Origin of the sequence: Marinobacter shunpengi (assembly GCF_045449715.1) — a bacterium.
Classification (GTDB): domain Bacteria; phylum Pseudomonadota; class Gammaproteobacteria; order Pseudomonadales; family Oleiphilaceae; genus Marinobacter.
Window position 1 is genome coordinate 120,831 of sequence record NZ_JBJJLA010000025.1, and the last position, 20,866, is coordinate 141,696.

Below are 20,866 nucleotides of genomic sequence, written 5' to 3' on the forward strand. Positions count from 1 at the left end.
GTCAGGTGTCTCCCTCTTTCTCTGATGTCCTGTGTTGCTTGCCGGTGACCAGCTCCTGCACCCTGGCATCGGCCAGCACCTCGTCCACCGGACCGTCCTTGATCACGACACCGCTGGCAAAGGCCAGCACCCGGGTCACGTAACGCTGGACGATCTCCATATCGTGCTCCACGAAAAGTACGGTGAGCCCCCGTTGGCGCACGGCGTCCATCACCGTGTCCATCAGGGTGTATTTCTCCTCCATGCTGACGCCGCTGGTGGGCTCGTCCAGCAGCAGCATGCGGGGGTTGCCCAGCATGGCGATGGCGATATCCAACAGTTTGCGGGCGCCCTGTGGCATGGCGGTGACCATCTCGTCCCGATAACGGGTGATGTTCATCTGCTCCAGGATGTCACTCGCCGCTTTCAGGCGCTCCGGTGTGCGCACCGGTCGAATCATCTGGAACTGGCGCTCCTCGGCGGAGGCCAGGGCGATGGCCAGGTTATCGATCACCGGCAGTTCCAGGAACAGCTGGGGAATCTGGAACGAGCGGGTCAGGCCCTTGCGCATCAGCTTGCGGGGGCCCAGCTTCCTGATGGGCGCCCCGTCGAAGGCAATGGTGCCGCTGGAGGGGGGCAGGTAACCGGTGACCATGTTGATAAAGGTGGTCTTGCCGGCACCGTTGGAGCCGATCACCCCAACGATTTCCCCTTCGGAAATGGTTACGTTGATGTCTTCGGCGGCCGTCACCGCCCCGAAATAGCGGGACAGCCCTTCGGTCCTGAGTATCTCGGTCATTGGGCGGCCCCTTTCTTGCGGGTGAACAGACTCCAGATGCCCTTGGGCAGGAACAGGATAATGAGCAACAACACGATGCCCAGAATCATCTGCCAGGCATTGGGGGCCAGTTCCACGGCGTAGGTGCGCACCAGGGTGAAGATCAGCGCGGCAATGAATGGTGCCGCCACATGGCCGGTGCCGCCGAGGATGGCGATAAACACGAACTCCCCGGACATGGTCCAGTAGGCCATGGTGGGGTCCACATGGCCGGCGGCCAGGGCGGTCATGGAGCCGCCCACCGAGCCCACGGCGGCGGCCAGCACGTAGTTGATATACAGCACCTTGCGGTGGGAGATGCCCATGTATTCCACCCGCACTTCGTTCTCCCGGATGGCCTCGCAGGCCAGGCCGATGCTGGAGCGGAAGTAGCGGTTGAGGAACAGGGCAATGGCCAGCGCCAGCACAATGGCCAGCATCAGCGCGGTGATGCTGGTCTGGCCCTCACCCGGCGTCATACCCAGCAGGGTCCAGTCCACCACGCCGAAGCCGTCGGTACTGCCCAGGCCATGGCTTTTCACCAGAATGCCGTAGAGGATCATGGAAAACGCCAGCGACAGCATGGCGAAGAAGATTTCCCGGTAGCGGGTCATCAGCAGCCCCAGGATCATGGCGACCCCCACGGTGACCAGCACACCCAGGCCGATCAGCACCAGGGCATCGGTAATGCCCAGGAAACGACCGCCCAGACCCACGGCATAGCCGCCCAGGCAGAAGAACAGGCCCTGGCCGAAGGACACCAGCCCGGCCCGCATCAGCATGACCACGCCCATCACCACCAGCGCGGTGGAAATGGCCAGGGTCAGGGTGAACACCAGCCAGTTGGGACTGAACTGGGCCAGCACAGCCACGGCAATGGCAACGCCGATCAGTGACAGTTCGGTTCTTTCCGGCTTCATCAGATTTTCCTCGCAACAGCCTGGCCGAAGAGGCCATGGGGACGGAAGACCAGCACCGCGGCCATCACCGCGTAGATGATGAACAGCTCCAGCTCGGGCATGGTGTGGATGGAGGTGGCCCGGGCCAGCCCCACGATCACCGCACCGACAGCGGCCCCGGTAATGCTGCCCAGGCCGCCGGTGACCACCACCGCGAAGGCCAGCACGATCACCTCGATACCGATACCGGGCACCACGGAGATGATCGGGGCGGTGGCACCGCCGGCGATGGCCCCGAGGGTGGCGCCGATCATGAAGGTGATGGTGAACATGCGGCGGACGTTCACGCCCATGGCCTCGGAGACTTCCCGGTCATGGATGATGGAGCGCAGGATCTTGCCCATGTGGGTACGCTCGAGCCAGAACCAGAGCCCCAGGCCGATGACCACCGACACCCCCATCAGAGAGATGTCGTACAGGGAGACGGTGAGCACATCAATGCTGATGCGTCCCATGGCGGCGTAGGGCTGGTAGGCAAAGTAGGGTGTGGTGCCCCAGACCAGTTTCATCACGTCCTCGAGAATGAGCAGCACCGCGAACGTGATAATCAGCATCAGGATTTCGTCGCGACCGTACATCAGTCGCAGCAGGCCCCGCTCGATAACCAGCCCGGTGACCGCACCGATCAGGATGGCCGAGACGGCAATAATCGCGAAGGCCATCCACAACTGGTCGCCACCGTCGGCGTAGTACCAGCCCAGGGCCGAGGCCGCCGCGTAGGCGCCCAGGGCATAGAGGCTGCCGTGGGCCATGTTGAGGATTCGCATGACGCCGTAGATGACGGTCAGTCCCGCCGCCACCAGGAACAGCCAGGAGGCGTAGATAAAACCGTCAATCAGGATCGCCCAGACCGTTAACATCGGTTACTTCTCCCAGGTTGGAACGCGCCGGCGACGCAGGGCCGCCGGCGGTCAGGTCGGTGGATGGATCAGTCGCAGTCGGCGCCGGGGAAGCCTTCCTTGATCCATTCCTGGGCGTTGTAGCCATCCGGGGCGGAGACGCACTCACCCGGGTAGGAGCGGACATTGCGCAGTTCCGCCTGGCCGTCCTCGTAGTGATATTCGCCGTAGTACATGGGTTGTACCGCCTGGTGACCACCAGCCAGTCCCATGTGGACGGTGCCGGAGACCGAGGGGAACTCGGCACCCTTGAGGGCGGCAGCCAGCTGTTCAGGGCTGGGCACCCCGTCGGCCCCGGAATTGTCCGCCGCGTATTTCAGCGCCAGGATGGCCTGGGCGGCCTTGGAGGCCGGGTAGCTGGGCGGGGTGCCGTGCTCTTCCTCGTAGGCCTCGCGGAACCAGTCGCTCAGCTCGTTCTCCGGCATGAAGCCGCCGAAGGGCCCACGGCCGCCAAGGATGGTGCCGTTCGGTGCCTGTCCTTCAAAGCGATGCAGGCCGGATTCGCCGGTGGTCAGCAGGGCCGTGGCCTGGGCCAGCAAACCCCGTGCGTTCGCCTGGGCCACGAAGGATTCCATGTCACCGCCCCACATGGAGGAGTGGATGACATCCGGGCGACGGGTCTGCAGGGCCGAGATCTCGGTGCCGTAGCTGCCCTGGAAAATCTGCGGGGTCTGGTTATTGACGATCTCCGCCTCCGGCATCAGCTGTTCCATGGCCAGGGTGAAGTCCTGCCAGGAATCCTGGCCCCAGGCATAGTTCTGCTGGATGCCGGCAATGCGGCTGGCATTAGGGTGGGTCTCCGCCAGGTAGCGGGCCGCACCCACGTTGTCGGCTACGGCATCCAGGCCGGTACGGAACAGGTAGGACGGGTTCTCCACTTCCTGGAACAGGCGGGGCGTGCCGCAGTCGAAGGCGATGGTGAACATCTCCATTTCCTCCGCCACCGGGCCGATCGCCAGGCAATCACCGGAGGATATGTAGCCGATGACGGCGTTTACGTCCTGACGCTGTACCAGGTTGCGATACTCCTCCACCTGCTTGGTGGGGCCGCCGGCCTCGTCCACCACCACGGATTCCAGTGTCAGGCCGTTGACGCCCCTGGTGTTATAGGGGGCGGGCAGGGTGCCCTCGTTGATGGCCTTGATCACGATTTCCGCGCCCTGGGCCGCGGGTACGCCGAAGGGCCCGGAGGCACCGCCGGAGAGGAAGGTGACAAAGCCCACCTTGAAGGTATCGTCCTGGGCGCTGGCGCTACCGGCCAGGCCCATCAGACCGACGGAGGCCAGGGCCACCGACAGCAGGGTTCTTTTCAGTGCTTGTGGTTGTTGGGTTGTCATGGCGTGCTCCTTGTTTGTTGTTGTGCTCGGTTAGGATGCTGCATGGATTGACAGGGTGGCGGTCAGCCACCGGTTTCACCGCGTCGCTCCCGGATCAGGGCGGCGGACGGCTTGAGGGATTCGGCATCGTAGATCCGCCAGTTGCCCAGCAGAATCCTGGCGGGCGGAAAGCGATCACTGGCCACCGGCGTGCCAATGGCCTGGGCCTGGACGATCTGGTGGGTGTCCGGGTCGATATAGGAGGTAAAGCCGTAGGGGTCCTTGGGCAGGCGGATCTCCAGGCCTTCCAGGGCATGAATCATGGCCGGGGTGTTGGTGACATCACCGGCCTTGCGGATGGCGTTGGCAACGGCCAGCACACCGGCATAGGCACCCTGGGCGGAATAGCTCGGGTAACGGCCGGACAGCTCGTGGAAGCGTTCCACGAACGACCGGTTGGCTGTCGTATCCGGCCAGTTCACATGGTGGCGGGCGGACAGGATCAGGCCCGGCGGCGGGTTGTCACCCAGGGCCACCAGGGTCTCGTAGTCACCACCGGTGTCGAAGTTGGCCACCCGCATCTGGTCGAACAGCCGTGTGGTGCGGGCCTGCTCCAGGAAGGCGGTGAAGTCGCCACCCCACAGGGCCACCACCAGCACATCCGGTGGTGATTCCAGCAGCGACTGGATATAGAGGGAGTAGTCCGGCTCGTACAGGCGGGGCCAGTAGGTGCCGGTCTGCTCGAAGCTGACGTCGTTCTGCGCCAGGGCCTGCTTCAGGTCGCGCCAGGCCACACGGCCATATTCGTAGTCCGGCCCCAGGAAGGCCAGCTTCCGCCAGCCGGTGTCGGCCTGCAGGTCCTTAAGGTAGCGGGCGCCGGCGGCGTGGGAGGTCCAGGTGTCGCTGGACACGCGGAAATAGTAATCATGGCCTTCTTCCAGGGTGGCCCGGGACGAGGCGTGGTCGGTGCCTACCATGATCACCTGCCGTTCCCGGGCCAGCCGGCTCACCGCCATGCCCACGCCGGAGCTGACCATGCCACAGAGGATATTGGCGTTGTCCTGGCTGATGAAGTCCTCGGCCATGCGCACCGCGAAGGAGGCCTTGGAGCGGGAATCATCCACGATCACCCGCAGACTGGGGGCATCCGGGGTTGCCGCCAGTTCCTCCAGTGCCAGGCGAATACCCACGATACTGTCGCGGCCATAGCTGGCGGACCGTCCGGTCATGGGGTACATGCAGGCGATGGTGGCGTCGGCTTCGCCCTCGGCGGCACCCAGTTCCACCCGACCCACCGGAGGCGGGGTGTCGGGCAGGGCATGCAGTAGCGGAACCACGCAGAGATACAGCAGGACGACGGACAGTTGCCGGAACCGGCGACCGGAACGGGTCCGTGGCTGTGTGGCATGTGGCTGGCGATGACGGCTTCGGTATTTCCGCACGTCGGTCTCCTGATCGGGTCAGGTGGTTATTGTTGTTTCGCTGGGAGACTGTAGCAAAACCGGGACCAACGCGCCGATGATCGCCTGTTACCGGCGTTTCGCAGGTGGCGACGGGTTATCGGTATCCGCAGGGGGCTCAGAATGAGCGGAATCCGCTCAACATGGCGATGAATTATGGGCGGAAATCGCTCATTCCGGGAGCGTCAGGAGAGCCCCAGTCGTTGCAGGCGGCGCTTGAAGGCGTGGCGGGACATGCCGAGCTGTTCCGCGGCCCGGCCCTTGTGGCCATCGGTCTGCTCCAGGGCTTGCTGGATCATCTCCCGCTCCGTGTCCTGGAGCTGTGCTTCCAGGGAAGTGCCCCGGGGTGACGGGGCGGCATCGGTGGCCGGCTGGAACTCGGTGGGAAGCTGGCCCGGGCGGATGCGCTGGCCCGGGTGCAGGATGGTCAGCCGTTCCACCAGGTTGCGCAGCTCGCGCACATTGCCGGGCCAGTTATAGGCGGACAGGCGTTCCAGGGTTTCCGGGGGCACGGCGATGGGGCGGCAGCCTTCCTCCCGGGCCTGGGCCTCGATGAAGACATCCAGTAGCTCCCCCAGGTCTTCCCCCCGTTCCCGCAGGGGCGGAATGGTCAGCTCGATCACGTTGAGGCGGAAGAACAGGTCCTCCCGGAAGCGGCCCGCCCGGACCTCCTCCTCCAGGGAGCGGTTGGTGGCCGCCACCACCCGCACATCCGAGGTCTGGCTGGTGGTGGCGCCCACCGGGCGGTAGTCGCCGTTCTCCAGGAAGTGCAGGAACTTGGCCTGCAGGGCCAGGGGCAGCTCGCCGATCTCGTCCAGGAACAGGGTGCCGCCGTGGGCGAGGCTCACCAGGCCGGTCCGCTTCTGGTGGGCGCCGGTGTAGGCTCCTTTTTCCGCACCGAACAGTTCGGCCTCGATCAACTGCTCCGGCAGGGCGGCGCAGTTGATCTCCACGAAGGCCCGCTCGGCCCGGGAGCTCTGCTGGTGGATGGCCCGGGCCACCACCGCCTTGCCGGTGCCGGATTCCCCCAGCAGCAGGATGCGCCCGGTACTGCTGGCCGCCACCCGCTGCACGGTGTCCCACAGCCGTTTCATGGCGGAGCTGGACCCCACCAGACCGGAGGCATTGGCGCTGCGGCTGCGATGATAGATGAGCTCGTCCTGCATCTGCCGGCGTTCGGTGATGGACCGGATCAGGTGCAGCAGTTCATCCAGGGCGAAGGGCTTGGTGAGATAGTCGGTGGCCCCGGCCTTCACCGCCTGCACCGCCGCCCGGGTATCGCCGTGGGCGGAGATCATCACCACCGGCAGCTCCGGGTGCAGGCGTACGGATTCCGCCAGCACGTCCATGCCATCCATACCCGGCAGGCGCAGGTCCAGCAGCATCAGGTCCGGGGTGTGTTCCGCCAGCAGCGTCAGGGCCTCTTCACCGGTATGGGCATTGAGGGTGCGGAAGCCGGCCTCGCTGAGGGCAAAGCCCATGGAGCGGACAAAGCTCTTCTCGTCGTCAACGATCAGGATCTGTGAGCGCATGATTGTCTGTAGGCGATTGTTCTTGTGGTGATGAATCTAGGTTATCACTGTTTGCGGCGGGAAGGGTGACCGAAACCGTCGTACCCTCGCCACGGACGCTGTGGATGTGCAGGTCGCCGCCATTGAGTTCGATAAGCTGGCGGGTAATACTCAGGCCCAGGCCGGTGCCTTCCTGGCGGGTGGTGAAGAAGGGCTCGGTGACCTGTCTCAGGGTATCCGGGTCCATGCCGCAGCCGTTGTCGGTGATGTCCACGTGGATACGGTCGCCATTGCGGAAGGCCCTCAGGTGCACCGTGCCGCCTGCATCGCAGGCCTCGATGGCATTGGCCAGCAGGTTCACCAGGCACTGGATCACCTGGTCGGGGCTGGCCACGATGGCCAGGCGGGAATCGCCGGTGGCGGACACGGTGACCTGCCGTTGTTCCGCCAGGCCGGAAGTCAGCACCGTGGCATGGCGGAAGATTCGCCGGATCTCTACCCGCTGGGGCTCGCCGGGCACGGGCCGGCCGTAGTCCAGCAGGTCCCCCACCACCCGGTTCAGGCGGTCGATTTCCGACTCCACGGACACCAGTAATTCACGCCGCTCGTCATCCGGTTCACCTTTCTCCAGCGCCTGTACCGTGAGCTTGATGGTGGCCAGGGGATTGCGGACCTCATGGGCCACGCCGGTGGCGAACTCCCCCAGCACCGCCATCTTCTCCGCCTGCACGGTACGACCGATCAGTTCCTGCAGGCGATCGGCCATGGCGTTGAAGGCATGGGCCAGCACGTCGATCTCGTCCTTGTCGTTCTTCGGTGCCTGCAGCCGGAAGTTCAGGTCACCGCTGGCCAGGGTTTCCGCCCCCTGCACCAGCCGTGTCACCCGGCGGCGCAGACTGCGGGCCAGGGCCCAGAACAGGGTTACTGTGCCCAGGGCCATGACCCCGGCCAGGGCGTAGAGGCCGAGTTGGGCGCTGCGCAACGGGCTGAGGATGTCGCCGGCGGCCACCTGGTAGTCGATGCGCCATCCCGGCAGCACCTCCGGGCCGGTCCGCAGTTGGTCGGGAATGGTCTCCAGGCGGTTGCCAGTAGGTTCCAGCAGTTCTCCCGCCGGCGTCCTCAGGTAGGGCCGCAGCACCCCGGCCAGGTTCTCGGTGCGCATGAGTTCGGTGAGGGAAGCCAGTCGCACATGCAGGGCAATGGACCCGGACACCGGCTGTTCCCCCGTGTCCCGCAGCGGCTGGCGGATCAGCAGCCAGCCGGGGCTGGCACCATCGCCGATGCGGGGGCCGATCACCTCGCTGTTGGCCATCATCACCAGCGGCAGACCCCGGATACCCCAGCCGCGGCGGCCCCAGTATGGCTGTCCGGAGGCCGCCTGGCCCGGCACCACTTCGGTCAGTTCGTTGTCGTCGTTGAAGAACAGGATGCCGTAGAGGTCCGGGGAATCCGCCTCCACCCGCACCAGTTCCCGTACCCCTTCCGGCACCGCATCGGTGTAGTTCAGGTACAGGGGCATGGAGGGGTGGGTGGACAGGGTTTCCAGTTGATAGATGCGATTCTCGATAAAGTTGGTCAGCCGGTTGGCGGTGCCGGCGACCTGAGCCTCCAGGCGTTCCCCCGCCAGGCGCTCGGTGACGGAATCCGCCACGGTGGCGTAGAGGCTGCTGAGCACGGCCACGGCACCGACGATCAGGGTCAACGACAGCAGTGAGTATCGTCCTACTAGGCTGAAGCGGGGTTTAAGGGGAGGGTTCATGGAATGGTCTCGTCGTTATTTTTATTGAAATACGATAAAATTTTCCTACATTCTGAGAATTCTAAGGAAGCATCCATGGCCAACCCAGGAGATACCCCGGCGTCATCCCGTAAATCCCCCGGTGGCAGTACCACACTCACCAAGGCCTGCACCCTGCTGCGGGCTGTTGCCACCGTCTTCCCCACCGGTGGCAGCCTGTCCCATATCGCCCGTGAAGTGGGCATGAATACCGCCACTGCACACCGTCTGCTGACCGGGTTGGCCAGCGAGGGGCTGCTCACCTTTGATCCCTATGCCAAGACCTACCATGTGGGTTTCGACCTGCTGCGCATGGCGGAATCGGCCCAGGAGGTGGCGCCGGATCTCCAGTTGCGGCACGCCCTGCAGCCGGTGCTGGGGCGTATCGCTGTCCGTACTGAAGATTACACCTACCTGAGTATCCGTGCGAACCGTGACGCCGTCTGTATCGACGTTGCCGAGGGGACTTACCCGGTGACCGCCAACACCCTGGTGGCCGGCGCCCGCCGTCCGCTGGGTATTGGCGCTGCCGCCATGGCCCTGCTGGCGGCGCTGCCGGAGCCGGAGGCCCGGCGCATGGTGGACCTGAATGCGCCCCGCTATCCCCGCTATTCCGGTATCACCCGCGACGAGGTGGAACAGTGGCTGGAGCAGGCCCGGGAACATGGCTATTCCGTGAACGAGGGTCGCATCGTACCGGAAGTTTCTGCGGTGGGAATCGCCTTCCGGGTGCCCGGTTCCAGTGAGCATGCCGCCATCAGCGTGGCCTCGGTGGCGTCGCGGATGAACGAGGAGCGGCGCCGGAAGGTGCTGGAGATTGTCCGGGATGAGGTCGGGCGCTGGTCCCTGGAGCAGGCCTGATAGGGGGCATTTTATCAATATACGAGAAAAGCTTTCAGCATAATGAAAAAAATTTGACGAAGAATTCGCCTCGGGCTACTTTGTTCGCCGGATCTGAAATGTGAACTATGTTTGAAATCTAACCAAACAATAAGAAGCGATTGGAGATTCCCATGCCCTACGCCAGCAATATCCTGACCAGAACCCTGTCTGCCACTGCCATTAGCACGGCCCTGCTGTTTGCCGGGTCCGCGACCGCCCAGGAACTGCCCGATACCATGACCTGGTCGTCCTACGATGTCGGTTCGGCCGGTTACGCCGAGGCCTCGGCCATCGCCGACGCCTTCGGCAAGCAATACGGTACCCGCATCCGTATCCAGCCGTCCGGTTCAGCCATCGGTCGTCTGCAGCCGCTGCTCAGTGGCCGTGCCGATTACGCCTTCCTGGCCACCGAAACCTTCTTCGCGGCGGAAGGCATCCACGACTTCTCCACCCGTCGCTGGGGGCCGCAGGACCTGCGTGCCGTAGCCGGTCGCCCGTCCTCGTTCGGTATCTTCACGGCGGCGGACGCCAACATCAAAACCCTGGAAGACCTGAAGGGATCCCGTTTCGCCTACGTGGCCGGCAACCCGTCCATCAACGTGAAGTGTGATGCCTTCCTGGCGTTTGTCGGGCTGACCCGCGATGACGTTGACGCCATCATGTTTCCCACCTACGCCAATACCATGAGTTCCCTGGCCCGGGGCGAGGCGGATGCCTCCTGTACCACCACCACCCCAAGCCACGTCTATGAACTGGCGGAATCCCCACGCGGCATCCGCTGGCTCGATGTGCCCCAGGACGACGCGGAAGGCTGGGAGCGCCTGCGGGAAGTGGCGCCCTTCTTCCAGCCCTACACCGAAACCCAGGGGGCGGGCATCAGCGAGGAAAATCCGGTGGACATCTTCGCCTATCGCTATCCGGTGCTGACGGTGCGCGCGGATATGGATGAAGACGCGGTCTATAACTACATCAAGGCCCTGGACGAGACCTACGGCATGTACAAGGATGCCACCGCCGTTATGGATCGCTGGGACCTGGAAGAGGCGGGTACGCCGGCCATCGATGTGCCGTTCCATCCCGGTGCGATCCGTTACCTGGAGGAGAAGGGCATCTGGACCGAAGAGCATCAGGCCTGGAACGACCAGCGTCTTGCCCGCCTGAATGCCCTGCGTGAGGCCTGGAAGGAAGCCACGGCTGAAGGCGAAGGCAAGAGTGACGAGGAATTCGCGGAGATCTGGGAAGCCCACCGCACCCAGGCCCTGGAATCCCTCTGATATCCAAGACCCCCGTGATGACAGGCGCCTGACCGGGCGTCTGTCGATCTTTTCGGAGTAACCACGTCATGAGTGCTTCCTCGTCCGCCGATCAGGCGGCACCCGCCGCTGAACCGACATCCGGTCGTCTGCGGGGTGTCGGCTACTGGGCGATTATCCTGCTCGGTACCCTGGGCCTGCTGATGGCCATCAACCAGACTTTCAACCTGAAGTTGCTGGGCTTTGAGCCTCTGGGTAATGCCTATCTCTACTACCTGATCGGTATCTTCCTGGCGGCGGCCTACATTGCCTTTCCGGCCTGGAAAGGGGCGTCGGGCAAGGTTTCCTGGTACGACTGGCCACTGGCGGCGACGGCGCTGGTATGCGCCGGTTACCTGGGCTACCACGGCCTGACCATGATCAATATGGGCTGGGAGTACCAGGCGCCCACCGAGGCCACCGTACTGTCCGGCATCCTGCTGGTGCTGATCCTCGAGGGTGTGCGCCGCTGTGGTGGCTGGCCGTTGCTGTTCGTGGCACTGTTCTTCGGCACCTATCCGCTGTACGCGGATTCCATGCCCGGTTTCCTGTGGGGCAACCAGTACACCCTGCCGGAGATTATCCGTGCCCATGTCATCGGTGTGGAAAGCGTCATCGGCATTCCCATGCAGGTGGTGGCGCAACTGGTCATCGGTTTCGTGGTGTTCGGCGCGGCGCTCACTGCCACCGGTGGTGGCGAGTTCTTCATGCAGTTCGCCACCTCCCTGATGGGCAGGAGCCGGGGCGGTCCGGCCAAGGTATCGGTGCTGTCCAGCGGTATCATGGGCAGTCTTTCCGGCAGTGTGATCTCCAATATCCTGACCACCGGCCCCATTACCATTCCCACCATGAAGAAGACCGGCTACCCGGCCCATTACGCCGGTGCGGTGGAAGCCTGTGCGTCTACCGGCGGCACGTTGATGCCACCGGTCATGGGGGCGGTGGCCTTCATCATGGCGTCCTTCCTGGGCGTGCCCTACGCGGAGATCATGATCGCCGCGTTCCTGCCGGCGCTGCTGTTCTACCTGGCGCTGATTTTCCAGGTGGACATCTATGCCGCGCGCCGGGGCCTGAAAGGCCTGCCGGAATCGGAGATCCCGAACCTGTGGGAGACCCTCAAGGACGGCTGGCCCTATCTGCTGGCGCTGTTCATGCTGATCTACATGTTGCTGGTGATGCGCCTGGAAGCTTACGCGCCCTACTACGCCACGGTGGTCCTGCTGGGCATCTCGATGTTCAAGCGCAACCATCGCCTGAACCTTAAGCGGGCCCTGGCTTTCATGCAGGACCTGACCACCAGCGTCGCCAACCTGGTGGCCATCCTGGCGGGTATTGGCCTGGTGGTGGGGGGGCTGTCCTATACCGGTGTGGCCGGTGCCTTCTCCCGTGAGCTGCTGCTCTACGCCGACGGCAGCATTCCGCTGATGCTGGCGGCTGGGGCGATCACCAGCTTTGTGCTGGGTATGGGCATGACTGTGAGCGCCTGCTACATCTTCCTGTCGATCCTGCTGGCGCCGGCGCTGGTGAATGCGGGCCTTAACCCGCTGGCCAGTCACCTGTTCATCCTCTACTGGGGCATGCTTTCGTACATCACGCCGCCCGTGTCCCTGGCTGCCATCACCGCTGCTGGTGTAGCCGGCGCCAAGGCCGGGCGAACCGGTGTCTACGCCATGCGCCTGGGGGGCATCCTGTTCATCCTGCCGTTCCTGTTCGTGATCAACCCCTCACTGATCCTGCAGGGGGATATCCTCAAGATCCTGTCGTCGGCCTTTACCGCCATTACCGCGATCTGGCTGTTGTCCTCCGCCATGGAGGGCTACCTGTACCGCATCGGCGTGCTGGCCTGGCCGGCGCGGATCCTGGTGCTGGTGGCCGGCGGTGTGCTGATCTATCCCGAACTGGTGACGGACCTGATCGGCTTTGGCCTGGTGGCCGCCATCTACCTGAGCAGCCGGTTCCTGAACTTTCCGGCGGTAACCGTCGGTGGCGCCCGTTAAACCCGTTTCAACGCAGTTGGTGAATGCATCGTGATCAACAAAGTCTGTAATTCCATGGCGGAGGCTGTCTCCGTGATCAAGGATGGCGATGTCGTGATGATCGGCGGCTTCGGCAGTTCCGGTATTCCGCTGGAGCTGATCGAGGCCCTGCGTCGTCATGCGCCGAAGGATCTGACCATTATTTCCAACAATGCCGGTGTGGCGGAGGAGGGCATTGCCTCCCTGTTGCGGGACAACCTGGTGCGCAAGGTAGTGTGTTCCTTCCCCCGCTCGAAGGGCTCCGTGTGGCTGCAGAAGCGCTACAAGGAAGGCTCCATCGATTTCGAACTGGTGCCCCAGGGCACCCTGGGCGAGCGGATCCGCGCTGCCGGCGCCGGCCTGGCGGCGTTCTATACCCCCACGGCCTACGGCACGCTGCTGGCCGAGGGCAAGGAGACCCGCGAGTTCGACGGCAAGGGCTATGTGCTGGAAACCGCCCTGCACGCTGACGTGGCGCTGATCCGTGGCGAGAAGGGCGATGCCTGGGGCAACCTGACCTACAACACCGCCGGCCGTAATTTCAATCCGTCCATGGCCATGGCGGCGAAGACTACCATCGCCGAGGTGAAGCAGATCGTCCCGGTGGGCGACCTGGACCCGGAAGCCGTGGTGACACCGGGTATTTTCGTGGATTCCGTGGTACTGCAGGAGGGGCTGCTCGATGCAATCGCTTAGTAAAGAGGATATGGCCCGTCGTGTCGCCCGGGATATTCCCGATGGCGCCTACGTGAACCTGGGCATCGGTATGCCGACGCAGGTAGCAAACTATGTATCTGACGACCGGCATGTGATATACCATAGCGAGAACGGCATCCTCGGCGTGGGGCCGGCACCGGCGCCCGGTGAAGAGAACCCGGACCTGATCAATGCCGGCAAGCAGTTCGTGACCCTGCTGCCCGGAGGCTGCTACTTCGACAACGCGGATTCCTTCGCCATGATGCGGGGCGGCCATCTCGACATCGCGGTGCTTGGGGCCTTCCAGGTATCGGCTACCGGCGACCTGGCAAGCTGGGCCACCAATGACCTCAGTGAGCCGCCCGCCGTGGGTGGTGCCATGGACCTGGCGGTGGGCGCCCGTAAGCTCTACGTGCTGATGAAGCATTGCACCCGTGACGGCGAACCCAAGATCCTGCCGGCGTGTGAGTACCCGCTCACCGGCAAGGGCGTGGTGGACCGGATCTATACCGACCTGGTGGTGCTCGATGTCACCGACGAGGGCCTGCGGGTAGTGGAGCTTGTGGGCGACAACACCCTGGAAGAGGTCCAGGCGGTGACTGGCGCACGGCTGCTGCCCCCGGAATCCTGACCGTACCAACATCGTGAGCCGGGCTGTCGCCGCTGTGGGCGAGCGGTTGCCCCGGCCTCCAAAGAGCCTTCGATGACACAGACACCTTCCACCGGCCCGCTGGCCCTGACGCGGTCGGCGCTGGCGTACCTGGCGTTGCTATGTGGTGTGCTTTCCCTGGTTCCCGGCATGGCCGTGGTGGGCGCTTCCGCCATTGTCCTCGCCATCCTGCTCGGGTGGCGGGACCTGCGCCTGGTGGCCAGGATTATCTTCGGCCTGCTGGTGGCCATGTCGCTGCTGGCGCTGGTGGATGAGCCTTCCGCCCTGATGGACGGAGCCGTGAACATGACCCGGCTGACGGCGCTGATCCTCACGGTCATGTTGCTGTCCTCCCTGCTGGGCCGCTCCAGCGACCTGGAGCGGATTTCCGCCACCCTGTTCGCGGGCCGTCCGGCCGTGCGCTACCTCAGTGTTACCTTTGGCACCACGGTTCTGTCGGTCCCCCTGAACTTCGGTTCGGTGGGGGTGGTCTCGTCGATGATCGCCGGGCAGGTGCGCCGGCACGGGGATTCCGCCATGGCCCGCAATGCTTCCCGTGGCACCCTGCGGGGCTTTGGCGCCTCACCCACCTGTTCCCCGCTGTCGATTTCGGTGGTCATGACAGTAACCTTCCTGCCGGGACTGCACAGTTGGCAACTGATTGCCTTCAGCCTGCCGCTGGCCGTGGTGTACCTGCTCAGCGGCCTGTTGTTCACGGAACGGGAAACCGAGGCACTGGCCCAGGGCGATGCGGTTGATACCGGCCTGCGCAAGTATCTGCCGTGGCTCCGGTTCATGGCCATCATCGGGGCCATCTGTGTGGGCGCATTCGTACTCAGTGGCCCTGGCGGGCTCAGCTACTCCAAGGCGGTGACCCTCAGTTGCCTGGGTGCCGTGGCCGTCCTGTTCGTACACGGGCTGGTCAGCTCACCCCGGGACAAAGGTAATCCACTGCCCTCCATGGCCCCGGTCAGCAATGAACTGGTGATCGTCGGTGGTTCCGCCTTCCTCGGTGCGCTGATCAGCAGCTTTGCCCTGAAATGGCTGGGGGCTGGCTTCAGCCTGCCTGGGTGGGGCTATCCGGTGGTGGCCGCGCTGGTGCCATGGGTGTTCTTCGCCGGTGGCATGATAGGGCTCAATCCCATTGTTATCGGTACCCTGACGGGCGGGGTGCTGGGGCCGATCTGGCCGCCTGAAGCGGTGCTGGGGCTGGGTATCGGTATAGTATCCGGGTGGGGCATTACCACCGGCGGTACACCCTATTCCGCCAACTCGCTGCTGATGGAACGGATTACCGGCTATTCCGCCAGGGTGGCGGCGTATCGCTGGAACCTGGTGCATTCGGTGGTCAGCCTGTTGGCTGGGGGAATGCTGGCGGCAGCGCTGACCTGGTATCTCGCCAGTTAATGGAAGGGGAGGGGTAAGGGCAGGCCCTGCTACGGCTGAGCAGGACCTGCCAGGAGTCTGCGCGGTGGTAAGTCGCAGACTCCTGACGCTTACTCTGCCGCTGCGCGGGCTTCTTCCAGCCAGCCGTCGAAGGTGTCGCGATTGGCTTCGATCCACAGGTCGGTGTGACGTGCGATGTCTTCCTCGCTGTCTTCACCGTCACGCATCGCCAGGTTCTGGGCGCTGATATCGTTGGCCGACAGCTCCATGATGGAGAACAGCTTCGCTGCGGCCGGGTTGTTGTCGGCAAACTCCTGGTTGGCAATGATGCGCTGGTCGTTGGGCATGAAACCGTAGTTGGTACCATCGTCCAGCGCCGTATCCACGCCTTTCCGGTCACCCGGCAGGGAAGAGAACGGCACTTCCAGCCACACCACGTCTTCGCCGGGTACCATCACACCGCTGACCCAGTACGGGGTCCAGGTGTAGTAGAACACCGGGTCGCCCTGTTCAAAGCGGGCAATGGTGTCGGCGATGATGGCGGAGTAGGAGCCCTGGTTGTGGGTGATGCTGTCCCGTAGCTCGTAGGCGTCCAGGTGATGCTCGATCACTTCCTCGCAGCCCCAGCCCGGGGTGCAGCCGGTGAGGTCGGCCTTGCCGTCATCGTTGGTGTCGAACAGGGCCGCGATTTCCGGGTCCTTGAACTGTTCGATGTTGGTGATGTCGTGCTCTTCGGCGGTTTCCTTGTCAATCAGGTAACCCTGCAGGGCGCCGGAGGAATAGACACCCTCACGGTAGATTTTCTCCTCACCGCCGGCACGGTTGAAGAAGTTGGTGTGCAGTGGGTCCCAGTGGTCCGCCATGAAGGTGCCGTCACCGTTGGCGATGGCCACGTGACCGGCTGCGTACTCGATTTCCTTGATGTCCTTCACCTCATAGCCCAGTTCTTCCAGGGCACGGGACACCAGCAGGGTCTGGAAGGTTTCTTCGGCGATGGAGCTCTTCAGGGGTTGTACCTCAACACCCTCGCCGGGCATTTCCTGGGCGTGCAGTGCAAAGCTCGCGGTCAGGGTGGTGGCAGCGATAGCCGTTGCCAGTCGTTTTGTCAGGGAGGTTTTCATTGTGACTCTCTCCTTTTGGGGATGATTTTCCGGATAAGTGCGGCGGGCCCGTGGTCATACCAGCGCCGGGTTCCGCGACTGCGTGAATCCTGGCCCAGTGACTGGGTAAGCCGGTCAAGGATAATGGCCAGCAGGACAATACCCAGCCCGCCGATGGTGGCCAGACCCATGTCCAGGCGTCCGATGCCCCGCAGGACCATCTGACCCAGACCGCCCACGGCGATCATGGAGGCGATGACCACCATGGACAGGGCCAGCATCAGGGTCTGGTTGACCCCGGCCATGATGGTCGGCATGGCCAGGGGGAGTTGTACCTTGAACAGTAACTGGCGGGGGCTGGCGCCGAAGGAGCGCGAGGCCTCCACCAGGTCGGAGGGAACCTGCCGTATGCCCAGGTTAGTCAGGCGTATCAGTGGTGGCAGGGCAAAGATGATGGTGACCACCACACCCGGCACGTTACCGATACCGAACAGCATCACAATGGGTACCAGGTAGACAAAGGCCGGGGTGGTCTGCATGGCGTCCAGCACCGGACGCATGGTGGAGGCCACACGGTCGTTGCGGGCCAGCCAGACCCCCGTGGGCAGGCCGATCAGTACGCAGAAGAAGACCGACGTCAGCACCAGGGCCAGGGTGACCATGGCTTCCTGCCAGGCGCCAATGGCGCCCACGACCATCAGTGAGATCACTGTACCGATGGCCAGCTTGCGGCTGGCCACCTGCCAGGCAACCAGTCCGAATATCACGATGATCAGGATCGACGGGATCGCCAGCAGGGCGGATTCCATGCCGGTCAGTACCGCGTCCACCGGCCAGCGGATGGCCTGGAACATGGGGCGAAAATTGCCGACCAGCCAGTCCAGACCGTTCTCCACCCAGTCACCCAGGGGGAACCAGGCATCAGCGAACGGGTGCAATATATCAAAGCTCTCCTCGGGCAGCGGTTCACCGCTCTGCAGCCAGCTACTGCCGCCGCCTTCGGCCGAGTCGGAGGAACCGCCGCCCCACGGGTTGCTGCCGGAGCCTTCCTGCGTGCCGGCATTGCCCGAATCACTGGAGTTGCTCCAGGGATTGGAGCTTTCGCTGGTGCCGGCGTCGCTCTCCTCGGCGTTGGAGCCGTTGTCGGCCCACGGGTTGGAAGCATCCGTCATGCGGCCTCCTGGTCTTTGTCGATTGCGTTGAGGAGGATTGCACGGGAGATCACACCGAGATAATGGCCGTCGTCATCCACCACGGGCAAATAGAAGCCCGATGCGGCCACCTGGCCGATCAGTTCACTGAGCGGCGTGTTGCCGTTCAGGGGCGTCGCATCGATAAAGGCATCACTGATACCACCGCCCTGTTTCTCGGTCTCGATCAGGGATTCCATGGACACCACGCCCCGGAAGTGCTGATCGGAGGTGACCACATAGCCATGGTCCTGGTCGTTGCCACGCAGGCGCTCCAGGGCGGATGCCACGCCGGCGCCTTCCCGCTCGATCACGGTCACCGTCTTCTTGCGGGCGATATCGCCGGCGGTGAGGATGGTGGTGACATCCACATTGCGGAAGAAGGACTTCACATAGTCATTGGCCGGGTTCTTGAGGATCTCATCCGGGGCACCCACCTGGACCACCTTACCCCCTTCCATGATGGCAATGCGATCACCGATGCGCATGGCCTCGTCCAGGTCGTGGGAGATGAACACCACGGTGCGCTTGGCTTCCGCCTGCAGCTTGAGCAGTTCATCCTGCATCTCGGTGCGGATCAGCGGATCCAGGGCAGAGAAGGCTTCGTCCATCAGCATCACTTCCGGGTCATTGGCCAGGGCGCGGGCCAGACCAACCCGCTGCTGCATGCCGCCGGACAGTTCATCCGGATAGCTGTTGGCCACATGCTCCAGACCGACCTGGGCCAGGGCGGCACGGGCACGCTGTTCACGGTCGGCTTCTTCCAGGCCGGCGAGCTCCAGCCCGAAGGCCGCGTTCTGCATGACCGTCATGTGGGGCATCAGGGCAAAGGACTGGAATACCATACTGATCTGTTTACGCCGTACCTCCCGCAAGTCCTCGTCGGACATACGGGCGATATCCTTGCCGTTGAACAGGATCTGGCCGGAGGTGGGTTCGATCAGGCGGTTGAGCAGGCGCACCATGGTGGACTTGCCGGAGCCGGACAGGCCCATGATCACGAAGATCTCGCCCTCATGGATGTCGAACGAGGCATCGTGTACCCCGATGGTCTGGCCGGTTTTCTCGAATATTTCGTCCTTGCCACAGCCTTTCTCGAGGAAGCGAAAGGCATCTTCCGGGTAGTCCCCGAATATCTTGAATACGTTCTTGATCGACAGTTTTGGCGTCATGCATGGATCTCAATGGCTTTGAAGCGCTTTTTCAGGCTCCCTATTTCAGGTATATATGTCAAACCCGTAATATTCCAGCGGCCATGGTAATCACTTATGGCTATTTCGCAGGTGCTCTGTTATCTTGCCTGCATCCTGCCTCTAAGGATCCGCAGTTTTCGGCCATCAGGGCCATCATGCGAATACTTCATACGACCCGCCAGAGGACGTCCTCCCGATACCGGTGAGCGACTGTAGTCGTCATTATTTCCATGCACGGCATGGACTCTGCCCGCTTTCGCTGATGTTTTTCCGGCGTTCGTGGAGGCAGACCAATCAAGAGTTATTATCTATGAGTTTTTCCTCCCTCGGCCTTTCCGAGCAACTGGTGCGTGCCACTTCCGACCAGGGTTATGAAACCCCGTCCCCCATCCAGGCCCAGGCCATTCCTGCGGTCCTGTCCGGCAGGGACGTCATGGCGGCGGCACAGACCGGTACCGGCAAGACCGCCGGTTTCACCTTGCCCCTGCTGCAGCGCCTTAGCGCTGGCAAACGCACCGGCAAGGGCCCCCGCGCCCTGATCCTGGCGCCCACCCGGGAGCTGGCGGCGCAGGTTCATGACAGTGTCAATCTCTACAGCAAGTACGTGCCCACCAAGGCAGCGGTTGTGTTTGGTGGTGTAAAGATCAATCCCCAGATGCAGAAACTCGCCAGGGGTCTGGACGTTCTGGTGGCAACGCCGGGCCGGCTGCTGGACCTGTACCAGCAGGGTGCGGTGAAGTTCAACGAAATCGAGATTCTGGTGCTGGACGAAGCCGACCGCATGCTGGACATGGGCTTTATCCGCGACATCCGCAAGATCCTGGCGCTGCTGCCGGAGAAGCGTCAGAACCTGCTGTTCTCCGCCACCTTCTCCAATGAGATCCGCAAGCTGACCCAGGGCCTGCTGGACAACCCGGTACTGGTGGAAGTGGCCGCGCGCAACAAGACTGCTGAGCGGGTGGAACAGACCGTCTACCCGGTGGACCAGAGCCGCAAGACCGCCCTGCTGAGCAAGCTGGTGCGGGACAACGACTGGGACCAGGTGCTGGTATTCACCCGCACCAAGCACGGTGCCAATCGCCTGACCAAGAAGCTGGAAGGTGACGGCATTACCGCCGCTGCCATCCATGGCAACAAGTCGCAGGGTGCCCGCACCCGGGCGCTGGCCGAGTTCAAGCAGGGTGATATCCGGGTGCTGGTGGCTACCGACATCGCCGCCCGTGGCCTGGACATCAAGCAACTGCCCCAGGTGGTGAATTTCGAACTGCCGCAGGTGGCGGAAGACTACGTGCACCGTATCGGTCGTACCGGTCGTGCCGGTGAAAGCGGCCATGCCCTCTCGCTGGTCAGTGCTGATGAAGGCAAGTTGCTGGTGGGTATCGAGAAGCTGATCAAGAAGCAGCTGCCCCGGCAGGAAGTGGAAGGCTTCGAGCCAACCAACAACCTGCCGCTGAAGCCGAAGGCCAAGGCTGATCCGAGCCGTGCCAGGGGCCGCAATGGCAGCGGTGGTAATGGTGGTGGCGCTCGCAACGGCGGCGGTCGTCCTGGTGGCCGGAATCAGGCCAGCCCCGGCGGCGGTCGCGGACGTGGGCGCGGGCAGGGTCGTTCAGGGCAGCGCCAGTCTGCCTGATGTGATCCGTCGGACACAGCAGCAGTAAAAGAACCGCTTCCGGGTTTCCCGGTGGCGGTTTTTTGTTGTGGGCCGGACAAAAAGCGGGGCCCGAGAGGGCCCCGCAAGGGAGGGT

17 protein-coding genes are annotated in these 20,866 nt (G+C 63.5%); 7 read left to right on the top strand and 10 right to left on the bottom strand.

Going from position 1 to position 20,866, the window contains the following annotated elements; translation table 11 throughout:
• Window position 1: 1 nt before the first annotated feature.
• From ACJO3T_RS18025 to ACJO3T_RS18055, 7 genes are all read right to left on the bottom strand, one after another.
• Window positions 2-778: an ABC transporter ATP-binding protein gene (locus ACJO3T_RS18025; protein ID WP_406979382.1), complete on the bottom strand. Its 777-nt coding sequence runs from the start codon at window positions 776-778 to the stop codon at window positions 2-4.
• A complete protein-coding gene (locus ACJO3T_RS18030; protein ID WP_406979383.1) occupies window positions 775-1,716 on the bottom strand; it encodes a branched-chain amino acid ABC transporter permease in 942 nt (313 codons plus the stop codon). The genes ACJO3T_RS18025 and ACJO3T_RS18030 overlap by 4 nt, the downstream gene beginning before the upstream one ends.
• The gene (locus ACJO3T_RS18035; protein WP_406979385.1) at window positions 1,716-2,615 is read right to left on the bottom strand and encodes a branched-chain amino acid ABC transporter permease; all 900 of its coding nucleotides are present in this window, start codon (window positions 2,613-2,615) and stop codon (window positions 1,716-1,718) included. Before ACJO3T_RS18035 ends, ACJO3T_RS18030 begins: the two co-directional genes overlap by 1 nt.
• 68 nt (window positions 2,616-2,683) lie before the next feature.
• Window positions 2,684-3,991 (bottom strand): ABC transporter substrate-binding protein, encoded by a 1,308-nt coding sequence (locus ACJO3T_RS18040; RefSeq protein ID WP_406979386.1) that lies wholly within the window; start codon window positions 3,989-3,991, stop codon window positions 2,684-2,686.
• A gap of 62 nt (window positions 3,992-4,053) precedes the next feature.
• Window positions 4,054-5,412, bottom strand: coding sequence for an ABC transporter substrate-binding protein (locus ACJO3T_RS18045; protein ID WP_406979387.1), 1,359 nt, complete (start codon window positions 5,410-5,412; stop codon window positions 4,054-4,056).
• A gap of 203 nt (window positions 5,413-5,615) precedes the next feature.
• Entirely contained in the window at window positions 5,616-6,962 is a 1,347-nt protein-coding gene (locus ACJO3T_RS18050; protein WP_406979388.1) for a sigma-54-dependent transcriptional regulator, read from the bottom strand.
• Window positions 6,937-8,700: a sensor histidine kinase gene (locus tag ACJO3T_RS18055; RefSeq protein WP_406979390.1), complete on the bottom strand. Its 1,764-nt coding sequence runs from the start codon at window positions 8,698-8,700 to the stop codon at window positions 6,937-6,939. The genes ACJO3T_RS18050 and ACJO3T_RS18055 overlap by 26 nt, the downstream gene beginning before the upstream one ends.
• A 75-nt stretch (window positions 8,701-8,775) precedes the next feature.
• On the opposite strand from ACJO3T_RS18055, the gene ACJO3T_RS18060 reads away from it, so the two are divergent.
• The 6 genes from ACJO3T_RS18060 (at window position 8,776) to ACJO3T_RS18085 (ending at window position 15,659) form a co-directional block, all read left to right on the top strand.
• Window positions 8,776-9,579 (top strand): IclR family transcriptional regulator, encoded by an 804-nt coding sequence (locus ACJO3T_RS18060; protein ID WP_406965101.1) that lies wholly within the window; start codon window positions 8,776-8,778, stop codon window positions 9,577-9,579.
• A gap of 152 nt (window positions 9,580-9,731) precedes the next feature.
• On the top strand, window positions 9,732-10,874 hold the full coding sequence (locus ACJO3T_RS18065; protein WP_406965102.1) for a TAXI family TRAP transporter solute-binding subunit: 1,143 nt from the start codon (window positions 9,732-9,734) through the stop codon (window positions 10,872-10,874).
• Between the two features lie 68 nt (window positions 10,875-10,942).
• Window positions 10,943-12,889: a TRAP transporter permease gene (locus ACJO3T_RS18070; RefSeq protein ID WP_406979391.1), complete on the top strand. Its 1,947-nt coding sequence runs from the start codon at window positions 10,943-10,945 to the stop codon at window positions 12,887-12,889.
• Window positions 12,890-12,919: 30 nt separating this feature from the next.
• The gene (locus ACJO3T_RS18075) at window positions 12,920-13,603 is read left to right on the top strand and encodes a 3-oxoacid CoA-transferase subunit A (protein WP_406965104.1); all 684 of its coding nucleotides are present in this window, start codon (window positions 12,920-12,922) and stop codon (window positions 13,601-13,603) included.
• Window positions 13,590-14,234 (top strand): 3-oxoacid CoA-transferase subunit B, encoded by a 645-nt coding sequence (locus tag ACJO3T_RS18080; RefSeq protein WP_406979393.1) that lies wholly within the window; start codon window positions 13,590-13,592, stop codon window positions 14,232-14,234. The genes ACJO3T_RS18075 and ACJO3T_RS18080 overlap by 14 nt, the downstream gene beginning before the upstream one ends.
• Before the next feature lie 72 nt (window positions 14,235-14,306).
• The gene (locus tag ACJO3T_RS18085; protein ID WP_406979394.1) at window positions 14,307-15,659 is read left to right on the top strand and encodes a hypothetical protein; all 1,353 of its coding nucleotides are present in this window, start codon (window positions 14,307-14,309) and stop codon (window positions 15,657-15,659) included.
• A gap of 89 nt (window positions 15,660-15,748) precedes the next feature.
• On the opposite strand, the gene proX is transcribed toward ACJO3T_RS18085, so the two are convergent.
• The 3 genes from proX to proV are packed head-to-tail and all read right to left on the bottom strand — an operon-like array spanning window position 15,749 to window position 19,100.
• Window positions 15,749-16,759 (bottom strand): glycine betaine/L-proline ABC transporter substrate-binding protein ProX, encoded by a 1,011-nt coding sequence (gene proX / locus ACJO3T_RS18090; RefSeq protein ID WP_406979395.1) that lies wholly within the window; start codon window positions 16,757-16,759, stop codon window positions 15,749-15,751.
• Window positions 16,756-17,910: a glycine betaine/L-proline ABC transporter permease ProW gene (proW, locus tag ACJO3T_RS18095; RefSeq protein ID WP_406979397.1), complete on the bottom strand. Its 1,155-nt coding sequence runs from the start codon at window positions 17,908-17,910 to the stop codon at window positions 16,756-16,758. Before proW ends, proX begins: the two co-directional genes overlap by 4 nt.
• Window positions 17,907-19,100: a glycine betaine/L-proline ABC transporter ATP-binding protein ProV gene (gene proV / locus ACJO3T_RS18100; protein ID WP_406965110.1), complete on the bottom strand. Its 1,194-nt coding sequence runs from the start codon at window positions 19,098-19,100 to the stop codon at window positions 17,907-17,909. Before proV ends, proW begins: the two co-directional genes overlap by 4 nt.
• Before the next feature lie 331 nt (window positions 19,101-19,431).
• On the opposite strand from proV, the gene ACJO3T_RS18105 reads away from it, so the two are divergent.
• Complete coding sequence (locus ACJO3T_RS18105) at window positions 19,432-20,751, top strand: DEAD/DEAH box helicase (protein ID WP_406979398.1); 1,320 nt, start codon at window positions 19,432-19,434, stop codon at window positions 20,749-20,751.
• The last annotated feature ends 115 nt before the right edge of the window (window positions 20,752-20,866 follow it).